This is a genomic window from Methanohalophilus mahii DSM 5219, assembly GCF_000025865.1.
Taxonomy (GTDB): Archaea; Halobacteriota; Methanosarcinia; order Methanosarcinales; family Methanosarcinaceae; genus Methanohalophilus; species Methanohalophilus mahii.
The window spans coordinates 647,782-667,975 of the sequence record NC_014002.1 but is presented as its reverse complement, the minus strand read 5'-3'; the positions used below and the strand labels follow the sequence as shown (position 1 = coordinate 667,975).

22 protein-coding genes and 1 other RNA gene are annotated in these 20,194 nt (G+C 42.4%); 9 read left to right on the top strand and 14 right to left on the bottom strand.

Annotation, left to right across the window (positions count from 1 at the left end; genetic code table 11):
• Positions 1–16: 16 nt before the first annotated feature.
• The 3 genes from MMAH_RS03220 to MMAH_RS03210 all read right to left on the bottom strand — a co-directional run bounded on the left by MMAH_RS03220 (position 17) and on the right by MMAH_RS03210 (position 2,169).
• Positions 17–685 (bottom strand): cytochrome c biogenesis protein, encoded by a 669-nt coding sequence (locus MMAH_RS03220; protein WP_013037108.1) that lies wholly within the window; start codon positions 683–685, stop codon positions 17–19.
• Positions 686–781: 96 nt separating this feature from the next.
• Positions 782–1,456: a heme exporter protein CcmB gene (locus tag MMAH_RS03215; protein ID WP_013037107.1), complete on the bottom strand. Its 675-nt coding sequence runs from the start codon at positions 1,454–1,456 to the stop codon at positions 782–784.
• Positions 1,450–2,169, bottom strand: coding sequence for an ABC transporter ATP-binding protein (locus tag MMAH_RS03210; RefSeq protein WP_013037106.1), 720 nt, complete (start codon positions 2,167–2,169; stop codon positions 1,450–1,452). The genes MMAH_RS03215 and MMAH_RS03210 overlap by 7 nt, the downstream gene beginning before the upstream one ends.
• 103 nt (positions 2,170–2,272) lie before the next feature.
• On the opposite strand from MMAH_RS03210, the gene MMAH_RS03205 reads away from it, so the two are divergent.
• The 3 genes from MMAH_RS03205 (at position 2,273) to rnpB (ending at position 3,641) form a co-directional block, all read left to right on the top strand.
• Complete coding sequence (locus MMAH_RS03205; protein ID WP_013037105.1) at positions 2,273–2,710, top strand: universal stress protein; 438 nt, start codon at positions 2,273–2,275, stop codon at positions 2,708–2,710.
• A 126-nt stretch (positions 2,711–2,836) separates the two neighbouring features.
• Positions 2,837–3,235, top strand: a complete 399-nt coding sequence (gene msrB, locus MMAH_RS03200; RefSeq protein ID WP_013037104.1) for a peptide-methionine (R)-S-oxide reductase MsrB — start codon at positions 2,837–2,839, stop codon at positions 3,233–3,235.
• A 61-nt stretch (positions 3,236–3,296) separates the two neighbouring features.
• Positions 3,297–3,641, top strand: an RNA gene (gene rnpB / locus MMAH_RS10245) — RNase P RNA component.
• On the opposite strand, the gene MMAH_RS03195 is transcribed toward rnpB, so the two are convergent.
• The 6 genes from MMAH_RS03195 to MMAH_RS03170 form a co-directional block, all read right to left on the bottom strand.
• Positions 3,640–4,275, bottom strand: a complete 636-nt coding sequence (locus MMAH_RS03195) for a DUF116 domain-containing protein (protein WP_013037103.1) — start codon at positions 4,273–4,275, stop codon at positions 3,640–3,642. The genes rnpB and MMAH_RS03195 overlap by 2 nt on opposite strands.
• Positions 4,256–4,903 carry a DUF116 domain-containing protein gene (locus MMAH_RS03190; RefSeq protein WP_013037102.1) on the bottom strand — a complete coding sequence of 216 codons (648 nt, stop codon included), beginning with the start codon at positions 4,901–4,903 and terminating at the stop codon, positions 4,256–4,258. The genes MMAH_RS03195 and MMAH_RS03190 overlap by 20 nt, the downstream gene beginning before the upstream one ends.
• A 79-nt stretch (positions 4,904–4,982) precedes the next feature.
• Positions 4,983–6,239: a (Fe-S)-binding protein gene (locus tag MMAH_RS03185; protein WP_013037101.1), complete on the bottom strand. Its 1,257-nt coding sequence runs from the start codon at positions 6,237–6,239 to the stop codon at positions 4,983–4,985.
• A 1-nt stretch (position 6,240) separates the two neighbouring features.
• Positions 6,241–7,017 (bottom strand): disulfide reductase, encoded by a 777-nt coding sequence (locus MMAH_RS03180; RefSeq protein WP_013037100.1) that lies wholly within the window; start codon positions 7,015–7,017, stop codon positions 6,241–6,243.
• 178 nt (positions 7,018–7,195) lie between these two features.
• Complete coding sequence (locus tag MMAH_RS03175; protein ID WP_013037099.1) at positions 7,196–7,855, bottom strand: nitrite/sulfite reductase domain-containing protein; 660 nt, start codon at positions 7,853–7,855, stop codon at positions 7,196–7,198.
• Between the two features lie 14 nt (positions 7,856–7,869).
• The gene (locus MMAH_RS03170) at positions 7,870–8,253 is read right to left on the bottom strand and encodes a ferritin-like domain-containing protein (RefSeq protein WP_013037098.1); all 384 of its coding nucleotides are present in this window, start codon (positions 8,251–8,253) and stop codon (positions 7,870–7,872) included.
• 156 nt (positions 8,254–8,409) lie between these two features.
• Between MMAH_RS03170 and MMAH_RS03165 the strand changes: the two genes are divergently transcribed.
• The 5 genes from MMAH_RS03165 to MMAH_RS03145 all read left to right on the top strand — a co-directional run bounded on the left by MMAH_RS03165 (position 8,410) and on the right by MMAH_RS03145 (position 13,147).
• Positions 8,410–9,105, top strand: coding sequence for an RNA methyltransferase (locus tag MMAH_RS03165; RefSeq protein WP_013037097.1), 696 nt, complete (start codon positions 8,410–8,412; stop codon positions 9,103–9,105).
• 71 nt (positions 9,106–9,176) lie between these two features.
• Complete coding sequence (locus MMAH_RS03160) at positions 9,177–11,267, top strand: minichromosome maintenance protein MCM (RefSeq protein WP_013037096.1); 2,091 nt, start codon at positions 9,177–9,179, stop codon at positions 11,265–11,267.
• Positions 11,268–11,277: 10 nt separating this feature from the next.
• Entirely contained in the window at positions 11,278–11,568 is a 291-nt protein-coding gene (locus MMAH_RS03155; protein ID WP_013037095.1) for a DUF424 domain-containing protein, read from the top strand.
• Positions 11,569–11,588: 20 nt separating this feature from the next.
• Positions 11,589–12,233 carry a V-type ATP synthase subunit I domain-containing protein gene (locus MMAH_RS03150; RefSeq protein WP_013037094.1) on the top strand — a complete coding sequence of 215 codons (645 nt, stop codon included), beginning with the start codon at positions 11,589–11,591 and terminating at the stop codon, positions 12,231–12,233.
• The gene (locus tag MMAH_RS03145) at positions 12,230–13,147 is read left to right on the top strand and encodes a coiled-coil protein (RefSeq protein WP_013037093.1); all 918 of its coding nucleotides are present in this window, start codon (positions 12,230–12,232) and stop codon (positions 13,145–13,147) included. The genes MMAH_RS03150 and MMAH_RS03145 overlap by 4 nt, the downstream gene beginning before the upstream one ends.
• A gap of 2 nt (positions 13,148–13,149) precedes the next feature.
• On the opposite strand, the gene MMAH_RS03140 is transcribed toward MMAH_RS03145, so the two are convergent.
• The 5 genes from MMAH_RS03140 to MMAH_RS03120 all read right to left on the bottom strand — a co-directional run bounded on the left by MMAH_RS03140 (position 13,150) and on the right by MMAH_RS03120 (position 18,595).
• Positions 13,150–13,611: an S-layer protein domain-containing protein gene (locus MMAH_RS03140; RefSeq protein ID WP_172632570.1), complete on the bottom strand. Its 462-nt coding sequence runs from the start codon at positions 13,609–13,611 to the stop codon at positions 13,150–13,152.
• A 77-nt stretch (positions 13,612–13,688) separates the two neighbouring features.
• On the bottom strand, positions 13,689–14,657 hold the full coding sequence (locus tag MMAH_RS03135) for a biotin--[acetyl-CoA-carboxylase] ligase (protein WP_013037091.1): 969 nt from the start codon (positions 14,655–14,657) through the stop codon (positions 13,689–13,691).
• Between the two features lie 51 nt (positions 14,658–14,708).
• Positions 14,709–16,205 (bottom strand): acetyl-CoA carboxylase biotin carboxylase subunit, encoded by a 1,497-nt coding sequence (locus tag MMAH_RS03130; RefSeq protein WP_013037090.1) that lies wholly within the window; start codon positions 16,203–16,205, stop codon positions 14,709–14,711.
• A gap of 19 nt (positions 16,206–16,224) precedes the next feature.
• Positions 16,225–17,955 carry a sodium-extruding oxaloacetate decarboxylase subunit alpha gene (gene oadA / locus MMAH_RS03125; protein ID WP_013037089.1) on the bottom strand — a complete coding sequence of 577 codons (1,731 nt, stop codon included), beginning with the start codon at positions 17,953–17,955 and terminating at the stop codon, positions 16,225–16,227.
• A 181-nt stretch (positions 17,956–18,136) separates the two neighbouring features.
• Positions 18,137–18,595, bottom strand: coding sequence for a hypothetical protein (locus MMAH_RS03120; protein WP_013037088.1), 459 nt, complete (start codon positions 18,593–18,595; stop codon positions 18,137–18,139).
• 170 nt (positions 18,596–18,765) lie between these two features.
• Here MMAH_RS03120 and MMAH_RS03115 point away from each other — a divergent pair, with 170 nt between their 5' ends.
• Positions 18,766–20,187: an ATP-binding protein gene (locus tag MMAH_RS03115; RefSeq protein WP_013037087.1), complete on the top strand. Its 1,422-nt coding sequence runs from the start codon at positions 18,766–18,768 to the stop codon at positions 20,185–20,187.
• Positions 20,188–20,194: the final 7 nt, after the last annotated feature.

Sequence of the window (20,194 nt, the reverse complement as noted above, 5' to 3'; positions counted from 1 at the left end):
GGCATATATGCTTTACTCAACGGCCTTTAACAATTTCCAGTTCTCTTCCAAGCTTTTCATTTTGGAACTTAAAGGAAGTGAGGCTTATAAACAGCAGCACAAATGCCAGCATATTGAGAAGCAGCACAAGGAGCAGAGAATTGCCTTCAAGCCCGCCTCCGTCCTGACCATAAAGAGAACCTCCAAACATCAGGGGATGGGCACTTCTCCAGATACGAATGGAAAGAAAACTCAAAGGCACCGATACAAAGGCCACAATCCCGAAAACAGCAGATAACCGGGCCCTTTTTAGAGGGTCATCCAGGGCTGTCCTGAGCATGAGATAGCCTACATATACAAGAAAAAGCACAAGGGAGGTAGTTAACCGGGGCTCCCACACCCAGTACCAACCCCATATAGCTTTTGCCCAGATGGAGCCGGTGGCGAGCACAAGGAATGCAAATATGACACCTACTTCTGCAGCAGAAAGAGATACCATATCCCATTTTGAATCATTTTCACGCAGGTAAAGGATACTCGAAACAAAAACCACAAAAAAGGCCAGGTAGGCAACAATTGCAATCGGCAAGTGGAAATAGAATATATTGAAACTGGTATCCAGTACATTACCCGCCGGATCTTTCATGACAGGCAGATAGAAAAAAATGGCCCAAAATGCTACAAGAAGCATCAGGGCTGTGAACATGTAAAATGGTTTGGAATATTTTTCCCACTGCAACTAGCATCACCGGTTTGTAAGGGTTATTTCAGATGTCTGCATGACTATGGAACTCACTGTATATTAATCCTCTACGACATACTCAAAAACCAGCATTGAAACTGCAAAGAAGACAAAGTCATAGACCACCAGCAGTCGGATAGATGATATTAAAGACAGTATGTCCTCACCTCTCAACAGACCCGATGTAGCCGATACCGCCGGGATGATCACCGGTAGGGACAGAGGTAAAAGCAGGACAGGAAGCAGCATTTCCCCGGCACGGGCACGTACGACAAGAGCAGATATCAGGCATCCCACCACAACAAAGCCAAAGGATCCCAGTAATATGACTATCCCCACCCAGATAATTCCAGTAAACTGGTAATTAAAGAGGACAGAAAACATTGGGATAGTAATTATCTCTACCAGCAACATCAGCAGGAACACAAAAATGACCTTGGAGAGGTAAATTGAATTGCGGGGAATGGGACACATTTTCAGTCCGTCCATACAACCGTTCTGGACCTCTGTAGCAAAAGTGCGGTTTAAACCCAGTGTCCCTGCGAATATGAAACATATCCATAGCACACCCGAAGCCACCGTTGCAGTTTTGCTGGCAGAAGACAACAGGTCAGAAAAAGCAATACTAAAGATAATAAGGATTAATAACGAAAAAACAACCATCGAAATAAATATCTCCCTGGCCCTGGTTTCAATTTTCAAATCCTTAAAGGCTATATTCAATCCTTTTAGCATTTAAATTGCCCTCCATCAGAAAAACAGATGGCTTCGGCAAATTTACGTGCATTTGGGTCGTTGCCCCCCACATCATGAACAATATTCCCGGCCTCCATAATTAACAGGCGACTGCACATATGAAATGCCTTGTCCATATCATGAGTTACCATTATCTTCGTCATAACCGATTTTTCCAGAAGGAGGTTTTCCATAAGTAAAGCTGCATTCATGTCAAGACCAGTATAAGGTTCATCAAGTAATAAAAGGGAAGGATCATGGATAATGGCCCTTGCAAAGGACAGACGTTGTTTCATTCCTCTTGAGAAGTTCTTAACAGGATCTTCGGCCCTTTTCCACAGACCAATTTTTCTGATAAGATAGTCACATCTCTGAGCAAGAGCAACCGGTTCCATGCCATACAGTTTTCCAAAAAATAGAAGGTTTTCACGAGCTGTCAGGTTGTCATACAGGAAAGTTTCGTGGGAAAGCATTCCCATTCTGTCCCTTACATCTTCTCTGTCGTGATCTTTTGTTCCAAAGATTTGCAGTGTACCTTTGGTAGGAGAGAGCAGAGAGGCAAACATTTTCAAAAGGGTCGATTTGCCTGCTCCATTGGGACCGATAATTGCAATAAATTCACCTTCTTTCACACGCAGGTTAATTCCATTTAGAGCATGTAGGCAGCCATAATCCTGGAAAATATCCTCTGCAACAAGAATCGTTTCGCCCATCAGGGAATAAATGATAGTAGCTATAAATTAAGATTGTGATATATTAAAATGCAACCAAAAGACATATAGCATTATAGTCACAATATTTTAAAGGGGTATTTTGATGAGTACGAAAATTGAAAAGATAATGATATCTACCGATGGGTCTGAGAATGTAAAGAATGCTGTCGATTGGGGTATCGAACTTGCAAAAGCAACCGGTGCAGAGGTCAAGGCAGTCTACGTTTTACCGCCTGTAAGTGTATCCATCGCAACCCGCGGAGAAAGGTGGGCCGATTCATTGCGCAATCACCTTAAAGATGAAGGGAAAAGTGCAACTGAATACGTTGTTGACGCCGGAAAGAAAGCAGATGTCGAGGTAGAACCCATAATAATTGAGGGAAGTCCAGCAGATGGCATTGTCAAATTTGCCACGGAAAACGAGATAGACCTCATTGTGATGGGGACACTTGGCAGAACCGGTATCAGTCATCTTTTACTTGGCAGTGTGGCAGAAAATGTGGTAAGGCATTCCAAAACACAAGTCTTGGTCGTACCCTGAGGCATGTAGTGCATCAGGCAAACGGTTATATAACCCAAACACAATGTTAGTATTATTGCGAACGGCTGTATCGCCCTACCAAACATTCTTCATCCAGCCGTTTGCAATGTCTTTATGAGGTTTAATATGCCCGAGGAATGGAAACAAATTTCAGAAGAGGAATGGAAAAAACGATTGTCTGCAGAACAGTTTCGTGTCCTCAGGAAAAAAGGAACTGAAGCACCTTTCAGTGGCAAATATAATGATTTTTATGAAAATGGTATATACACCTGTGCCGGGTGTGGCCAAGAAATGTTTTCTTCCTCCTCAAAGTACGACGCAGGCACCGGCTGGCCAAGCTTCTGGGAAGCAATATCCGAAGACAACATTGAAAGAATACCGGACTATTCCCTGGGAATGAAACGTATCGAAGTAATATGCAGCCGCTGTGGCGGGCATCTAGGCCATGTTTTTGATGATGGACCGGCCCCCACCGGAGAGCACTTTTGTATAGATTCCATTTCCCTGGATTTCAATCCTGAATAAGAATATAATAAAAATCATTGCGATAAGTATTTCTATATATCCGATGAATTAAGGGCCCTGTGAGAGAGGGAGGGCAGTTTCCGGGCCTTCTGGTCTGAGGAAAGTCTCCCCACCTTCCGAACACGCGAATACCTGTAAAGGGTATCGGGCGAGAGCCCGGGCAGCCGGGAAACCGGCTCTTGCGGTATTACCGCATGATGGCACAGAAACGATACCGGCCTGCGTTAAAGCAATGATATGGAAAATTGAGGTCGCGCAGGGTACGGATGGAACGGCGAATCCTCGCGGGTGCAAGTCGAAATGGGATCAATGGTGTTGTTCGGACAACCCCCGTTTGGTGTGACGCTTAGCCGAATACTGCCAATGCATCTTTGCATCAACAGAAGGGAGCTTACTCCCCTCACTCACACACTATTGCCAGCCGGACCGAATTCTTCAAGAATGCCTGCAATTTTTTCGTAACTTATGGAGGTATTATAACAACCATCACTTTCAAGAGGAACACCATAAGCAATAACATTTTTACCTCGTAGAAAACGCATCCCCTTGTTGATCTCATAATTACAACCAACAACAAGGATGCCATCTGCAGGCTTTTCTTTCAATACATGCTTCACAAATGAGGAACCGGTTATAATATAGAAATGATAACCATACCTTTGCGCATCCCTTTTTAGCTGTCCAACTATACACCTGCCACATTCCTTGCATTGTATACCATATCGTGAAGCATGGGCGGGGCAATCAAGAAAACGCATGCAATGTGGCAACAGCATAATCCTGTTACGAGTCCTACTGAAAGCCTGATAATGAGCAATGTTCTTCAGGGAAACCATCCAGCTGTCCAGGATACGGGGATCAGAGAATTTGCAAAAGAAATACTTGATAGGCAGGTAGAATAAATCAAGTATCCATGCAAAAATACCTGCAAGACGTACATGCCTATTAAGGCTGATACGACTGACAAAAAGAGCAAGGCTACTCAAAAAGACAGATATTGCCACGACTCCTAGCAGCACTTTACCTATCAGATCGTACATTACATGCCTCCATTTTTTCAATTACAGCCTCGGCGTCCACTTCTGTTTCAAAACAACCATCTTTTAAGAGGCAGATTCCCTGCACAGGCATAAATGAAACTTCTTCCATAGCCTCTGTAAGCTCATTATAACAGGCCACTCCGATGCATGAAGTAGGATGATAGTTTTTTATGATCTTCTTAATGAAACTTCCCCCGGGAATTACAAAAACGCGGAAGCCACGTTTTTCAGCTTCTGAACTGATATAACCAATGGAACAAAGGCCACATCGCCGACATTCATAACCATGAATTGGATCACAACGTGCAGGACAACGGGCATTCCTGAGACATTGTGGCAGGAATACAACACGTAAACCGGAACTGTTACTAAATTCATCAAGCATTACAGCATTGCGAATTTCGATCAGAATCTCATCAACCAGAGTATCCCTGATATGGAACATTCTGCATATCCATTTGGCCGGAGCATAGAACATATAGAGAATGAAAAGGACAAATTTTGGGAAAATAATGTGCCTTTTCCTGAAACTGTAAGCACCTACTATAAGTGCCAACAATATCCCTGCCAAAGCCAGAATTATCAGGTATATGAATATCCTGCCTAAAAACTCATAGGGAATTTGCATAGCAGCAACAAGACGTAACTGATAATTTATGTAGGTTTCTAAAAAGAGAAAATAAAAGGGGTATAACCCCTTGAGTTGCTTATCTTGCCTGATCTTCACAATCAGAAAGATCGATACCAAGAGCCTCAGCGGTCAAAACAATGACATCTTCGACTTCCAGATCTTCTGCCTTGACAGAGTCTCTTCCATCAGAAAGGTTTCTCTTACAGAATGGACAGGCACTGGAAAGAATATCCGGATTCTTGGCAAGAGCATCTTCAACTCTTGTCTCGGCAACACCAAGCGCAAGATCCGGAATACCTGCTTTGACACCACCGCCTGCTCCACAACATCGCTGGTTATCCTTTATACGATCCATTTCAACAAAGTTCAGACCGGGGATACTGCGCAATACCTTACGTGGTGGTTCGAAGACCCCAACGTGACGTCCCAGGTGGCATGGATCGTGGTAAGTAACAGTTTGGTTATCAAAGGGCTGTTTCCAGTTGATCTTACCTTCATCGATGAGTTTGTCAAGGTACTCAGTTATGTGAATAACCTCGAATGGAAGTTCTTCACCAAGTAACCTTGGCCAATCCACAAGAGCAGTCCTGTAACAACCCGCACAGGCGAAAAGTACTTTGGTGGCACCCTTTGCCTTGATACCGTCTACATTTTTACGGGCAGACTTTCTGGAAATGTCTTCTATTTCGTACTGACCGGTCCTTACAAGAGCGGAATTACAGCACTGTTCATCCTCACCGAGCATGGTGAAAGGAATATCCAGATGATTCAGTACACGTGCGGTTGCAAAAGCAAGTTTTTTCTGTCTCAATTCTGCAGTACAACCACCGAAATAGAGAATGTCTGCTTTATCTTCTATTTTTACATCGTCAGGGACCCAGCTTAGACGTTCCTTGGGATCTGCCATGTATGGATTGCCATATTCTCCAATGAGTTTGACAAACATGGGCTGCTTTCCAACAGGACCATTGCCACGTTTTACGAGATTGGCACGCATTGCTTCCCACAGTTCAACGGTATTGATACCGGATTCACAAACTGTAGCACACATTGCACATGTTGTACATCCGTAGACATCTTCCTTGAACTGGTCAATTTCTTCCTCCGGAACCTGCTTAGGCCCAAAGAGCCTGGCACGCAGACCATAGGATTTTTTCATATATTCCTGCCAGCGCAGAATCTTGTCCCTTGGTGCAAGTCCTGGATCCTTACCTGATGCATCATAGGTAGGACACCACTCTACACACTCTCCACAGCGTGTACAGGAATCGATTTCCATAAGCTGGACAGCTGTAAGGTTTTCCGTTGTAATAGACGGATTATCACGTACCATTTTATTCGCCTCCCTTGTTGGCCAGGATAGTAAGAGGTGTTGCAATCATGTGGATATATTTGCTGTACGGGATGTAAGCAATACAGAATAGCAGGGAAATAATCACATGGAACAGTGCCGCGGGTGGAGCATAGGGATATTCGATACCAAAGCCCCAGAAAGTGCCGTTCCTGATACCATCAGCAATAAATCCTGTAACAGTAATGAGGGTCAGTCCACCAAGCAGTATGGAGTCATATGCAATGGTAGCTTCACGCATTCTCGGGATAAAGAGCCTTCTTGCGATTGCAATTATTATACCTGTAAGCAGAATGTAGCTGAACAGGTCATTAATTGGACCGAGGAATTCTCTGAAGACTGCAGGTTCAGGCCCGATTCCCAGGTGTGCCATGTGGAGTAATTCCACAAGGAACATGAGAAGAGACAATAAGAACAGGGTCATCCAGCCTACAAAAATGGTAATGTGCATGAACCATCGAAGGGGACTGCGGCGCATTATACGACGTTGCAATAGAATATCAAGCACAAGCGTTACAATGATATTCTGCTTATGACCATGCCCATCCTCACTCAGCTGATAGGCCAGTGTTTTCGGGAAAGTAAAGATGCTGCCTTTGGAAGGCTTTTGCCCGTAACCTTCAGCACCTAATCCCCATTTTTTCAAATTTATATACATTCCATAGAGGAATATCACAATCGCGATCGTGGCCAGTATCATGACCTGCACGAATGTGATCCTCATAGCATCGGATATGCCAGAATAATATTCCATAGCCATAAATTCTATCTCCTGATACCATTTTAAAAGTTATTTTACAAAAATTATTAGCAGTAGTAATATAAGATGGTTTATTGGTGGTAACAATTGTATTTAAATATTTTCATTATGCAAAAAACAAAACAGGAGAGGAGAATTAGAAAAAAGGAAGGGAAAGGAAAGGATATAATCTTTTTAATTACAGGCCTATTTCCCTTTTGAAATTTTCAAGACCCATATCATCGATCACGCGTCCGATTCTATGTTTTTTTGTGTGGGTCTTGTAAAAGCTGACAATCTTATCAACGAGTTCTTTGACTTCGTCATCATTAAGTTCATCAGCTATCACATCACCAAGTCTTGGACGAATTCCTGCATTACCGCCAACCATCACAGTATAGCCTTTCGGGGTACCCATGATACCTATGTCCCTGACAGCCGGTTCGGAACACGAATTCATGCAGCCGGAAACCGCAATTTTGAATTTGGAAGGAAGTTGCATTCCGTGATATATCTCATCCAGTTCAAGGCCGAGAGTTACAGCATCCTGCTGACCACGTTTACAGAAAGTGGTACCCGGACATATCTTAATACTTCTCACACATAGACCTATTGCAGCACCCGGTTTCATACCCAGGTCATCCCAGGCATTGTCTATATCTTCTTCCTTGAGGCCTACAATACAGACACGCTGAGCAGATGTCAGTTTAATGGCAGCTGCACCATATTTATCTGCAGTGTCAGCAATCTTACGTAAGATATCAGGCGATACAATGCCTCCCGGTGTTTGGGGAGCAATAGCGAATGTTTCACGGTCCCTCTGGAGAATGGCACCCTTTTCAAGAATATCTTTTGACATTAATAATCCCTCCATTAACACTCTTTTTCCAGTCTTTTCAGCAGCCCTTTAAGGCCTTCTTTATGTCTTGCCTCATCAAAGGAAGCTTTCTCGAAGAAAAGAGCTGCCCGTTCATTGCCTTCATCCCTGGCAATTTTAGCAGCATCACCCTTTTCGCCTTCTGCCGCGGTTTCGCCTTCAAGCATCATCCTGATGTTCTCAATTGTAGAATCTTTGATCAATCCGAGAATCTCAGCAGTTTCTGCAGCATGCCAGGCCTCATCCATTGCAATCTGGCGCAAGTAAACTGCAACTTCCGGATAGCCTTCCCTCTCTGCCAGTTTAGACATGGCAAAGTACCATCCAACTTCTGTCGTTTCCCCTTTGAAAGTATCTTTCAATATTTTATCAATACTCATAAAATCACTCCATGATAATGCTGCTGAAGCAGTAGAATGTAGATTGTTCGTATAGTATATAACATTTTTTGACACGAAATATTGCATCAATATCGATAATAAACAGGCAACCATTCGCAAGATATTATAGTAAAGAGCGTATTCAAAAAGCAAGATATGTCACCGCAGATCAGAATCGTACTTGTAGAACCTCTATATCAGGGAAATGTAGGTTCGGTTACACGCTCAATGGAAAACTTCGGATTTGATGACCTGGTTCTTGTAAATCCTTGTAAGCTCGAAGGACAGGCAAGAGCAATGTCATGCCATGCACGTGATTTACTGGAAAGTACCCCTAAAGTAGACACATTGGAAGAGGCTATTGAAGATACAGATATAGTAATTGGTACATCGGGAATTGCGGGTATAAAAACCGACCAGCACATACGCATGCCGGCATACACTCCCGCCGAGATCCGGGATAAATTCAGGGAAACAAATGGAAAGATCGCCTTCCTTTTCGGAAGAGAAGATAATGGATTCACCCGGGAAGAACTCAAAAGATGCGATATGATAATGACTATTCCTACATCGGAAAAATACCCCGTAATGAACATCTCCCATGCAGCAACCATTGCAATGTATGAGATGAGCAATCTCCCCATCGGCGAGAGACCAATTGCTGAAGGTTTTGATCTTCAATTGTTATATGATCATTTTGAACAGGTGCTTGCAGATGTAAAACACCCAACACATAAGATGGAAAAAACGGCCCTTATGTTGAAAAGGATATTCGGACGCGCAGAATTGACACCACGGGAAGTACAGACATTAAGAGGTGTACTCAGGGATATACAACGATCAAAGAAATGATACATACGAAAGATAGATAAAGCTTGTAAGATTTTATAATCCGAACTCAAATCTGGTATGCACTGATATTAATGACGGAAGAGAAATGGGAAAATAAGTTCCGGGATTTTCTTAAACGATATTGCTGGCATGATATACTTAAACTTGCCAACGAGTACCCGGAATTACGAAGTATAGAAGTAAATTTTACAGATCTGGAACAATTCGACAGGGAACTTTCCGAAGAATTATTACAAACGCCGGATGAGGTTATCCCCTCGGCTGAAGAAGCTCTTAAACAAATTGAGATCCCTGTTGAAAAACAACTGCATGATGCACACATCCAGTTTACCAGTATTCCAAACAAGGTCACGATACGTGATCTCAGAAGCAATCATCTTCTCAAGTTCATTGCAGTTGAAGGAATGATCCGCAAGGCAACCGAAGTACGTCCAAAGATCACCAATGCGGCATTTTACTGTATGCGATGTGAAAATGTAAATTATGTACCCCAGAGCGGGCCTAAATTCGTGGAACCCGGTGAATGTGAAGAAGAGAGTTGCGGCAAAAGAGGGCCATTCAAACTTCTCATTGATAAATCCAATTTCATCGATGCCCAGAAGCTCCAGATACAGGAATCACCCGAAAGTCTCAAAGGAGGGAGCCAGCCCCAGAGTATTGATGGCGATGCTGAAGATGAACTGGCTGGCATTGTAAAACCAGGTGATCGTGTAGTAGTAAACGGTATCCTCAGATCCCATCAGCGAACCACACGTGAAGGTAAATCCACATTTTACGATCTTGTCTTACACTGCAATTCAATAGAATATCTGGATCAGGAATATGATGAACTGGATATATCTCCAGAAGAAGAAGACGAAATAATAGAACTTAGCAATGATCCACAGATATATAATAAAATTATAAAATCCATAGCTCCTTCAATCTATGGTTATGAGAATATCAAAGAAGCACTCACTTTACAGTTATTCTCAGGAGTCCCAAAGTCCCTGCCTGACGGTGGACGTGTTAGAGGAGATATTCATCTGTTGCTTGTAGGAGACCCCGGTATTGCGAAAAGTCAGTTACTCAGATACATGGTGAAATTATCCCCAAGAGGCGTGTTTGCCTCGGGTAAAAGTGCCTCATCAAGTGGGTTGACCGCAGCAGCGGTTAAGGATGATCTGGGAGACGGCCGCTGGACACTTGAAGCCGGTGCCCTGGTTATGGCAGATATGGGAATTGCCGCAGTGGACGAAATGGATAAGATGAGCAGGGAAGACAAAAGTGCGCTCCATGAGGCAATGGAACAACAGACAATCTCAGTAGCAAAAGCTGGAATCCTAGCAACACTGAAATCCCGTTGTGCCTTGTTAGGAGCGGCAAACCCCAAATACGGGCGTTTTGACAGATACGAAGGACTTGCAGAACAGATCAATATGCCCCCTGCTCTAATATCCAGATTTGATCTGATTTTCATCCTGCTTGATGTACCTGATACAAAAATGGATACAAATATAGCCAACCATATTCTAAAATCCCATTATGCCGGAGAACTTTATGAACAATGGGACAAATTATCCACCTCTACAATAACGCAGGAAAAGGTTAATTCTCACCAAAAAGTTATCCTACCTGAAATCGAGACGGAATTATTACGCAAATACGTTGCCTATGCACGCAGAATGGTCTACCCCATTATGGAAGAAGATGCTAGGCAACATCTGGTCAATTTCTATCTCGATCTACGTAAGATGGGGGAAAACAAAGATTCTCCTGTACCTGTCACTGCAAGGCAGCTGGAAGCACTGGTCAGACTTGCTGAATCCAGCGCCCGAATAAGGCTTAGCAACACTGTGACTCTCGAAGATGCAAAACAGACCACAAAAATTGCCCTTGCCTGTATGAAACAGGTTGGAGTTGACCCTGACACTGGAGCTCTTGATGTGGATGTTATAGCATCCGGTACGAGTAAAAGCCAACGTGACAGAATACACATTCTTCAGGACATTATAAAGCATGTAAGTCAGAAACATGCCGGCAGTAAAGCACCTTTAGATGAAGTCTATGAAGAAGCCTCAGCTGAAAATATAGATAGGGAACATGCAGAGGAACTTATTCAAAAAATGAAAAGAACAGGTGATTTGCTGGCACCTGATAAAAAACATATAAGATTTGTATGAGGAAATATATATGTACCTCAAAGAACACCGAACCGGAGACAGACTGATCGTTGCTGCCTGTGACCAGGAATTAATCGGGCAAAAATTGAATCAGGGGGATGTTGTTGTCGAAATAACAGAAAGTTTCTATAAAGGGGAAATAGTATCTGAAAAACAATTGCAATCTGCACTTGGAAGGGCAACCAGTGCTAATCTGTTTGGCAAGAGAACAATTGAATGTGCCCTTGAATGCAGGATGATTGATCCTGAATCAATAATTACTATTAATGGCGTGCCACATGCGCAATTATACAGGATATAAGACTACGAAAGGTTTTAAAGATGAATGAGAGTGCAGTTGAAGAAAATTCACCCTTCCCTGGAAAAGAAGGATTGGTGAAAGGTGTAATTGAAAAACACCAGAAGTTTCTGAATGAGTACAATGCTGAGTACAGTAAACTTGAGAATGAAGTAAAAAAACTCGAGGATACAATAAGCAACTCTAAAAAGAAAAGAGAAGAAGAGAAAAACCGCTTAGAAGTGCTCAAAGAAAAAAAACAGCAATTGTATCACCAGGCAAATAATCTGCTGGGAGAAATGTTCACGGCCTGTCCCGAAAAACTTGATAATCGGATTATGCACTCCACAAATGATGACATAGAGGAGTTAAAAAGGACAAGGCAGCTGGAAAATGAAGAAAAAACTATTCAAGATGTCCTGGAAAAAATAGACGAACTTGAAAACGATAACACCCGTGAATACACCAGCCAGATAAAAGCTCGCATACAAGAAGCCTCAAACGCTTCCTCCGAAATAGAATCCCTGAAAAGATCTATGGAAAACGAAGAAAACCTGGACCAAATCCATAAAGAACTTGGTGAAAAAAAACCCAGGCATAATTGGTTGGAAAGAAGGATCAAAAGCCACAAAGAAGCACTTGAGTACTGGAAAAACCAAAAAGAAGCAATTGCGGGGGATGTTGCATGAAAGATGTATCTTCAATGACAGAACGTGAACTTAAAGATACTGTAAATAATTACAGGAAAGAGATATCCCAGCATGAAAAGAGTTTAAAAGGAGTTTTCAAAGAGCTCAAACTTCATAAAACTAATATCGATGAACTCAAAGAGAAAAGGAATGAGCTCAATGCAAAAGTCAGGGAACTTGCAAAAGAGGCACGGGAAGAGAAAACGCAACGTGATGATATCAACAAGAAGATAGCTGATTTGAAATCCAGAAGGAATGAAGTTGCTGGTGAAAGGAATAAAGTCGTAAAAGACATAAATGATCTCAAGAAAAAGCGTGATCAGTATAACGAACAATCAAAAGGGAGTCTGGAAACCCTTTCTAAAGCCTATGCAGAAGACCTTGATAAATTCCTCAACGCTGATATTCCCCTGAAACACGAGCAGGACCTTTTTGAAAAACTCAACGAACTGGAAAAGCGTCTTGAAGCAGCAAAAGCTGCCAATCATTTCCACAACCAGGTCATCAATATTTATGAAAATACCAGGGATATTGGTGACGAGGAAAGAGATGTTTCAAAGGAAATAAAGCAACTTGCAGAAAAATCCCAGCAACATCATTTGAATATGATAGAGCTATATAAACAGGTCGATGAGATCCGTAAAGAAGCGGATAAATTCCATTCACAGATCAAAGAAACCTACCAGGTAATTGCTCCTACCCGTGAAAAGATAGATCCTCTCAAAACAAAAATATCTAATTTGAGAGATGAACTGAGTATCTATCTTGATAGGTTGAATGATATACAGACCCATAAGGACGAACAAAAAAAGAGTGATCAGCACGTCGCCGCAAAAGAAAAATTTGAAAAGACCGGCAAACTCAGCCTAGATGAACTGAGAGTCCTTATGGATAAAGGAGATATCAAACTCTAAAGTTACCTGTGTTCATAGACATAGGGCAACAGAAGGGCAAACAAAACCAGGAGTGTCGGATTTAAAAAAGGCACTCTCTGATTTTGAGATTCATTATCAGATGTATTTTGCACTTTATTCTGCATCTTTTCATCATCCGGATTATAGGGGTACCTTTGATCTACATATTGATAAACTGGATCAAAAGTTACCAGCTCACCACTGGAACCATAATATATCCTATCCATTGTAATATTGAATACAGGTGATGAATTACTGGAATAGGTAAATACCTCACCCCGACCCAGAATGGAATCCGCCACACTTTCACCATTCAATGAAAGGGATACCCATACCCTTTCACTTTCGGGGTTGACATACTTGACATGCAGAGAGTAATCCTGCTCAAAATCGAAGGTCTCTCCGGCTTTAACATAAACTGAAGTCCCATTGAGGATTACTTGCGGATCCTCGGCAGCTACCACAATGCATAAAAAAATATTAAGCAGTATAAAATAATAAAAAAGTTTAAACGATGAAATATCCTTCATCACAATCCCCGTCAGATGTAGATGCAGCGGCCAGACAAAATTTCTTCGGTTGACCCATTGTTTTTCTGCAAAAGTAAACCTCCGGAAGGGGATATCCCGATTGCCCTGCCATCCACCATTTTAGAAGGAGTAACAATGCGTACTTTTCTACCAATAGTATCCGAAGAATCTATCCATCTTTCCATTAATTCCTCAAAGGGTTGTGTCTTGAAATGTACATAATACTGTTCCAGATTATAAAGTAATGAGCGGACAAATTCAAGCCTATCCACATAGGTACCAAGCTCATCACTTATAGTTGTGGAACCATCCCGGATTTCCTCCGGCAACATCTCGGTATTAAAGTTTAAATTAATTCCCATACCCAGAACAATATATTCAACCCGATCTATTTCAGCTTCCATTTCTGTAAGAATCCCACAAATCTTTTTGCCGTTGACAAGCACATCGTTTGGCCATTTCAGAGACGGGGTAAGACCAATTGATTTCAGAGAATCAACTACAGCAAGTCCACCCACAAGAGTCAATCTTGAAGCATCCGCAGAAACTATCGATGGCTTAAGGACAATGGATATCCATACCCCGCCGTGAGGAGATACCCAATCAAACCCCCTTCTCCCACGTCCCTTTTTCTGGACTTCCGCAACTACAACCGTGCCTTCGGTTGTATCTTTTGCAATTGTTTTTGCATAATCGTTGGTGGACTCAAGTTCCATAAAATGCCGGATGTCCTTGCCCAAAATATCTGTTTCAAGGCCTGCTTGCACAAGTTCTGGCAAAAGAAAATCCGGAACTGAGTTTAAGATATAACCTTTACCAGGGGATGAGATAATCGAATAACCCTGGCTTTGAAGCGACTGAATGTATTTCCAGACCATGGTCCTGGAAATTTCCAGTTTCCTGCCAATCTGTTCCCCGGAAATAGGCTTGCCATCTGCCTGAGAAAGAAGACGTATCAATTCAATCTTTTTATTCTCCACAAAACTCCCCGCAATAAAGAAAGAGGGACAGATAAAAAAAGTTATCTGTCGTCATTCATCTGAGCCTTTCATATCATGCCTTTTTGCAGCATTCATATATGAGCCAACTGCAGTGCTGATCGCAGCAATCTTCTTGTTGCGATCCTCAAGAGCAGAAGAAAGAGTTGCACATCTTTCACTATCAGATACAGCGACCTTCTCTAAAGCTGAAAGCACATCGTGGTCATCAATAAAATGTGTTGTCAGATCCCCTTTGGCGAATGCATCAATGGACAAAACCGTTCTGTGGAAAGGAATGTTGGTTTTAACACCTACAACCACATATTCGTAGAGGGCTCTTTTCATACGCGCAATGGCTTCCTCACGATCACTCCCCCATACACAGAGTTTGGAGATCATTGAATCATAAAAAGGAGGAATTACATAACCCATATGGACACCACTGTCAACCCTCACGCCGGGGCCACCTGCTGAACGATACCTGCGTATCTTACCGGGTGACGGGGCGAAATCATTCAGCGGATCTTCGGCATTGATACGACATTCGATAGCCGAGCCTCTGATTTCAATATCATCCTGGGTAAATGGTAATTTTTCACCACAGGCAACACGCAACTGCTGTTTTACTATATCGATGCCTGTAACAAGTTCGGTAACTCCATGTTCTACCTGCAAACGTGTGTTTACTTCAAGGAAATAATAATCACCCTTTGAATACAGGAATTCAACAGTACCGGCATTTACATATCCTATTTTTTTGGCAGCTTTGACAGCAGCCTCACCCATGTCCCTGCGAAGTTCAGGAGTCATTATAGGAGAGGGAGCCTCTTCAATCAATTTCTGGTGTCTTCTCTGAATGGAACATTCACGGTCACCTAGATAGAGACAATTGCCCTGAGAGTCAGCCAATATCTGTATCTCTATGTGGCGTGGTTCTTCAAGATATTTTTCGATGAAGACGGTAGAGTCACCAAATGTTGAAGCTGCAACATTACGTATGGATGAAAGTGCCCTGGTCAGCTCTTCTGGAGTATAAACAACTTTCATGCCTATACCACCACCACCGGCAGAAGCTTTCACCATCAAAGGATATCCGATGGATTCACCTATTTCAATTGCCGTGGCATCGTCCTCAATAGCCCTGCCATCACCCGGAACCACCGGTACACCGGCCTCGATCATTGCCGAGCGGGCAGTAATCTTGCTACCCATCTTTTCAATAACTTCACTCGAGGGGCCTATAAAAATAATACCTGCTTTTTCACAGGCGCTGGCGAATTTTGCATTCTCCGAAAGGAAACCATATCCCGGATGAATTGCTTCTGCCCCTGTCTTTCTGGCCACATCGATAATTGAATCTATATTCAGATAACTTCTGGATGAAGGAGGTGGACCTATACAGTATGCCTCGTCCGCATATTTGGCAAAAAGGGCATTGCTGTCGGCCTCGGAATACACCGCAACCGTGGACACACCAAGCTCTTTGCAGGCCCTCATTACCCTGATTGCGATCTCACCTCGGTTTGCAATCAGTATTTTCTTAAACATCGAAAAACCTCCGGCTAAATCACTCAATGATCATAATCACATCATCCGTTGACACGGAATCACCTTCCGCAACAAGGATTTCCTTGACCACACCACCATGTGATGAATTAATGGCATTTTCCATTTTCATTGCTTCAATGACACCAATCTTATCTCCTTCTTCAACATTATCTCCAATGTTGACGTCAACGGAGAGAACCATACCCTGCATATGACAGGTTACAGCACCAGGAGAAGATGCTGAGGCAGAAGGAGTCTTTGAACTGCTTTCCTCGACTGCAACAACACTACCATCCATTGGCTCTACCTGTACATCAAACACCTCATTATCCACTTCCACTTTGAACCTGGTAGGTATGGAAACCTGAGGCAGGGGTGGTGATGCGGTTTGTTTGGCAGGTGCAAGTTTTTCTTCCTTGGACTCACCAAGCAGGAATTTCGGAGCGATGGACGGATACAGGATATAGGTCAATATGTCTTCTTCCTTTTTGACAAGACCCATTTCTTCGGCTTCTTTTTTCCTTTTATCGTACTCCGGTTCAAGCAGGTCAGCCGGTCTTACATCGATTGGACTTTCTTCACCAATGATCCTAGCAATGATATCATCACTGATTGGTGATGGTGGGCGACCATAGAGGCCTCGCACGTAGTCCTTGACTTCCTTGGGAATGACTTTGTACCGCTCACCCATGAGAACGTTAAGGACAGCCTGGGAACCCACTATCTGACTTGTAGGTGTTACAAGAGGCGGATATCCAAGTTCAGCCCTGACTTTTGGCATCTCTTCCAGTACTTCATCATACCTGTCAAGAGCATTCTGTTCCTTTAACTGGGATACAAGGTTGGAAAGCATACCTCCTGGGATCTGATACAAAAGCACATTGGTATCAATCTGCTCGGATATCGGATTGAGTACTCCGCTGTATTTGGATTTGATATCCTTGAAATAACGGCTTACTTCGGCAAGTTTTCCAAGATCCAGACCTGTATCATAAGGTGTTCCTTTAAGTGCAGCTACCACGGATTCGGTGGGTGGCTGGGATGTACCCCAGGCAAAGGGAGACAGGGCAGTGTCCAATATATCTACACCTGCATCACAGGCAGCCATGTATGTCATAGGAGCCATGCCTGATGTACAGTGACAGTGCAGATCTATAGGCAGACCAACTTCCTTTTTTAGAGAACTTACCAGTTCTTTGGCCTCATTTGGTGCCAGAAGCCCTGCCATATCCTTGATACAAATAGAATCACATTCCATTGCAGCCAGTTCACTGGCAAAATCCACATATTTTTCAACAGTGTGAACAGGGCTTGTGGTGTAACAGATTGTACCCTGTACATGGGCTCCCAATCCTTTTGCAACGGTAATTGACTTTTCCATGTTACGTATATCATTGACAGCATCGAATATACGGAAGATATCAATACCGTTTTCATAGGCCTTGGTCACGAACTTTTCAACCACATCATCGGAATAATGCCTGTATCCGACAAGATTCTGTCCTCTCAGAAGCATCTGGGCATATGTGTTGTTCATATGTTTTTTAAGTTCATGCAGCCTTTCCCAGGGGTCTTCATTGAGGTACCTGATACAGGAATCAAAGGTTGCTCCTCCCCACATCTCAAGGGAATAATACCCAACCTCATCCAGTTCTTCAATAATAGGTAACATACTCCTCGTACGCATCCTGGTTGCAAGAAGCGACTGATGCGCATCCCTCAGAATTGTTTCCGTTATTTTAACTTTCATAGAATACCTCTTCATGTCCTCTTATTGATAAGTCTGATTGGCCATACGGGTCAAAAATATGCCAGTAATAGCATACATGCAATAAGTAGAATTGTAACTAATTATGCATGAACTTTTATGTAGTTTCTGGTAGAAAAACCAGACAGTAAAAATAAAAAAGAAAAATAGACAGGGAATTATATCAGTAGAACCCCAGCCACTGGGATACTTTCAATACAAATTTACCTACTGTGAGAGATACTTTTTTTGTAAAACTTGGAGAAGTTATCTCAATATCCCCTCTGTCATAAGCATCCAGAAAAACCTGAGCTGGAGAAGCAGAATCCATTATAGACCTTGCAGTACCCTCATCAGTGCTTACCACAAGAGTGGGTTCAAATTCTTCACTTTCTTCCATTTCGGCAAACTCAACAATCTTACCATCGACTGTCACGACTGTGAGATTTAAGGCAGATCCGTTATTCATATCTATAATAACATGGATGCGTTCGTTGCCCAGCATGTCTTTCAGGGAAGAGGGGATGGCATCCGAATTGGCATTGTATTCATCCACCTCACTTTTCATATCATCAACAATGGTAGCACCTGCAGACATGGAAAAGATAAATAGGGCCATTAGAATGGTTATAAGTTTCTTCATAGTAGTCACCTCTCAATAAACATTAATTAATATAAATTTGAGTTTAATGATAGTTATATTTATTCCTGCTAAATGGGCCAAGGGCCTGCCCTCAATCATAAACCACCATCAGAAAAACCATTATCTGAATGCCGCAATCTTTTTAAAAGACGGGAATCAAACTTTGAAATATGCCTTTTAAGATAAACAGTGATGTTCTGAGCATGAAGGATTATAATAACATATTCTTCTCAATCAACGAAGAAAATGTTGTTTCATTACTTTCACCCCTGCATACAAGGGACGAGATTTATGAAATCTCAGCTGTCCTTGTGTCTCCACATTCCTTCAACGATGAACTTTATGATATATACGGAAGAATGGTTCTCGGCGACGAAGTTAGTACTGAAAAAACCATCGAATTATTAAAAAGACAACTTTCAGGAGATAAATATTCAATAGAAGGCACTAAAAAAAGTTTACGCATATTCAACACGGAAAACAAAAATCTCTACATACTCAGTTATACCAAAAAGACATTCAAAATGTCCTCAACCTCTATTCTGGACCCTGCCGAATTAAAAGAAAATATTCCTGTTTTCCTGAAAATACTCGAGATACTTGTAAACTGTGGATATGAAGCCGGCGAGGGAGAAAGTGATCTATCCCTTGTGCCAATGCCCCTGAGAGAACCCGAGTATAAACCCCATTCTTTTGAAGAAAAAGAAGGAGATAAAACAGGAGAAAAGGGAAAATTCGAAGTCATACCCCGTGAATTTTTGGATATTGATTTTGAAGATGTAGGAGGATGCGATGAAGCAAAAGAGCAACTCATGCTAATCGATCTGGGAATACGTTTTCCTAAAATATATGAGGTTTACAAGGCAGAGTTACCTCGTGGAATTCTGTTATACGGCCCGCCGGGTACCGGGAAGACCATGCTTTCAAAAGCTGCTGCAAAAGAGCTGGATGCAAACTTCTATTCCATAAATGGTTCAGACATACTTTCCAAATGGTATGGGGAATCAGAGAAAAACTTGAATACCCTTTTCGAAAAAGCAAAGGCTAGCAGTCCATCGGTGATTTTTATTGACGAGATTGATGCATTAATGCCCCAGAGAGACACTTCACATGAGGTTACAGTAAGGATAGTATCCCTTCTTTTGCAGGAAATGGATGGAATCGAAAGTACAAAAGGAGTGATTATAATGGGTGCTACAAACCGGCCAAACCATATAGATCCGGCATTCCTGCGCCCGGGGAGATTTGATTTGAAAATGGAAGTGCCTCTCCCCGATGAAAAAGCCCTGCAGGATATCTACCATATACACTTAAAGGGACGCAACCTTGAGGAAGGAATGGATTATGAAAAACTGGCAAAGGCCAGCAAAGGACTAACCGGTGCTGACGTTAAAGGGATAGTCAATGCCTGCGTATTTAACAAAATCGTCAAATTGCGCAAACAGATGCCTGATGTCATAACCCGCTCGGACTTAAATGATATAGAAACCGAAACCCTGACAACCGACGAGGTCCTCAAAAGCATTGAAAAATACAAAAAGGAGATAAATACACTTGTCATGTCTCCTGAGTCGGCAGGGATGTATGCCTGAATTATCC

Bases quoted from the DNA above. Each gene is read 5' to 3' on its own strand.
- MMAH_RS03220 (WP_013037108.1), bottom strand. From the start codon at position 685: ATGTTCACAGCCCTGATGCTTCTTGTAGCATTTTGGGCCATTTTTTTC.
- MMAH_RS03215 (WP_013037107.1), bottom strand. From the start codon at position 1,456: ATGCTAAAAGGATTGAATATAGCCTTTAAGGATTTGAAAATTGAAACC.
- MMAH_RS03210 (WP_013037106.1), bottom strand. From the start codon at position 2,169: ATGGGCGAAACGATTCTTGTTGCAGAGGATATTTTCCAGGATTATGGC.
- MMAH_RS03205 (WP_013037105.1), top strand. From the start codon at position 2,273: ATGAGTACGAAAATTGAAAAGATAATGATATCTACCGATGGGTCTGAG.
- msrB (WP_013037104.1), top strand. From the start codon at position 2,837: ATGCCCGAGGAATGGAAACAAATTTCAGAAGAGGAATGGAAAAAACGA.
- MMAH_RS03195 (WP_013037103.1), bottom strand. From the start codon at position 4,275: ATGTACGATCTGATAGGTAAAGTGCTGCTAGGAGTCGTGGCAATATCT.
- MMAH_RS03190 (WP_013037102.1), bottom strand. From the start codon at position 4,903: ATGCAAATTCCCTATGAGTTTTTAGGCAGGATATTCATATACCTGATA.
- MMAH_RS03185 (WP_013037101.1), bottom strand. From the start codon at position 6,239: ATGGTACGTGATAATCCGTCTATTACAACGGAAAACCTTACAGCTGTC.
- MMAH_RS03180 (WP_013037100.1), bottom strand. From the start codon at position 7,017: ATGGCTATGGAATATTATTCTGGCATATCCGATGCTATGAGGATCACA.
- MMAH_RS03175 (WP_013037099.1), bottom strand. From the start codon at position 7,855: ATGTCAAAAGATATTCTTGAAAAGGGTGCCATTCTCCAGAGGGACCGT.
- MMAH_RS03170 (WP_013037098.1), bottom strand. From the start codon at position 8,253: ATGAGTATTGATAAAATATTGAAAGATACTTTCAAAGGGGAAACGACA.
- MMAH_RS03165 (WP_013037097.1), top strand. From the start codon at position 8,410: ATGTCACCGCAGATCAGAATCGTACTTGTAGAACCTCTATATCAGGGA.
- MMAH_RS03160 (WP_013037096.1), top strand. From the start codon at position 9,177: ATGACGGAAGAGAAATGGGAAAATAAGTTCCGGGATTTTCTTAAACGA.
- MMAH_RS03155 (WP_013037095.1), top strand. From the start codon at position 11,278: ATGTACCTCAAAGAACACCGAACCGGAGACAGACTGATCGTTGCTGCC.
- MMAH_RS03150 (WP_013037094.1), top strand. From the start codon at position 11,589: ATGAATGAGAGTGCAGTTGAAGAAAATTCACCCTTCCCTGGAAAAGAA.
- MMAH_RS03145 (WP_013037093.1), top strand. From the start codon at position 12,230: ATGAAAGATGTATCTTCAATGACAGAACGTGAACTTAAAGATACTGTA.
- MMAH_RS03130 (WP_013037090.1), bottom strand. From the start codon at position 16,205: ATGTTTAAGAAAATACTGATTGCAAACCGAGGTGAGATCGCAATCAGG.
- oadA (WP_013037089.1), bottom strand. From the start codon at position 17,955: ATGAAAGTTAAAATAACGGAAACAATTCTGAGGGATGCGCATCAGTCG.
- MMAH_RS03120 (WP_013037088.1), bottom strand. From the start codon at position 18,595: ATGAAGAAACTTATAACCATTCTAATGGCCCTATTTATCTTTTCCATG.
- MMAH_RS03115 (WP_013037087.1), top strand. From the start codon at position 18,766: ATGCCTTTTAAGATAAACAGTGATGTTCTGAGCATGAAGGATTATAAT.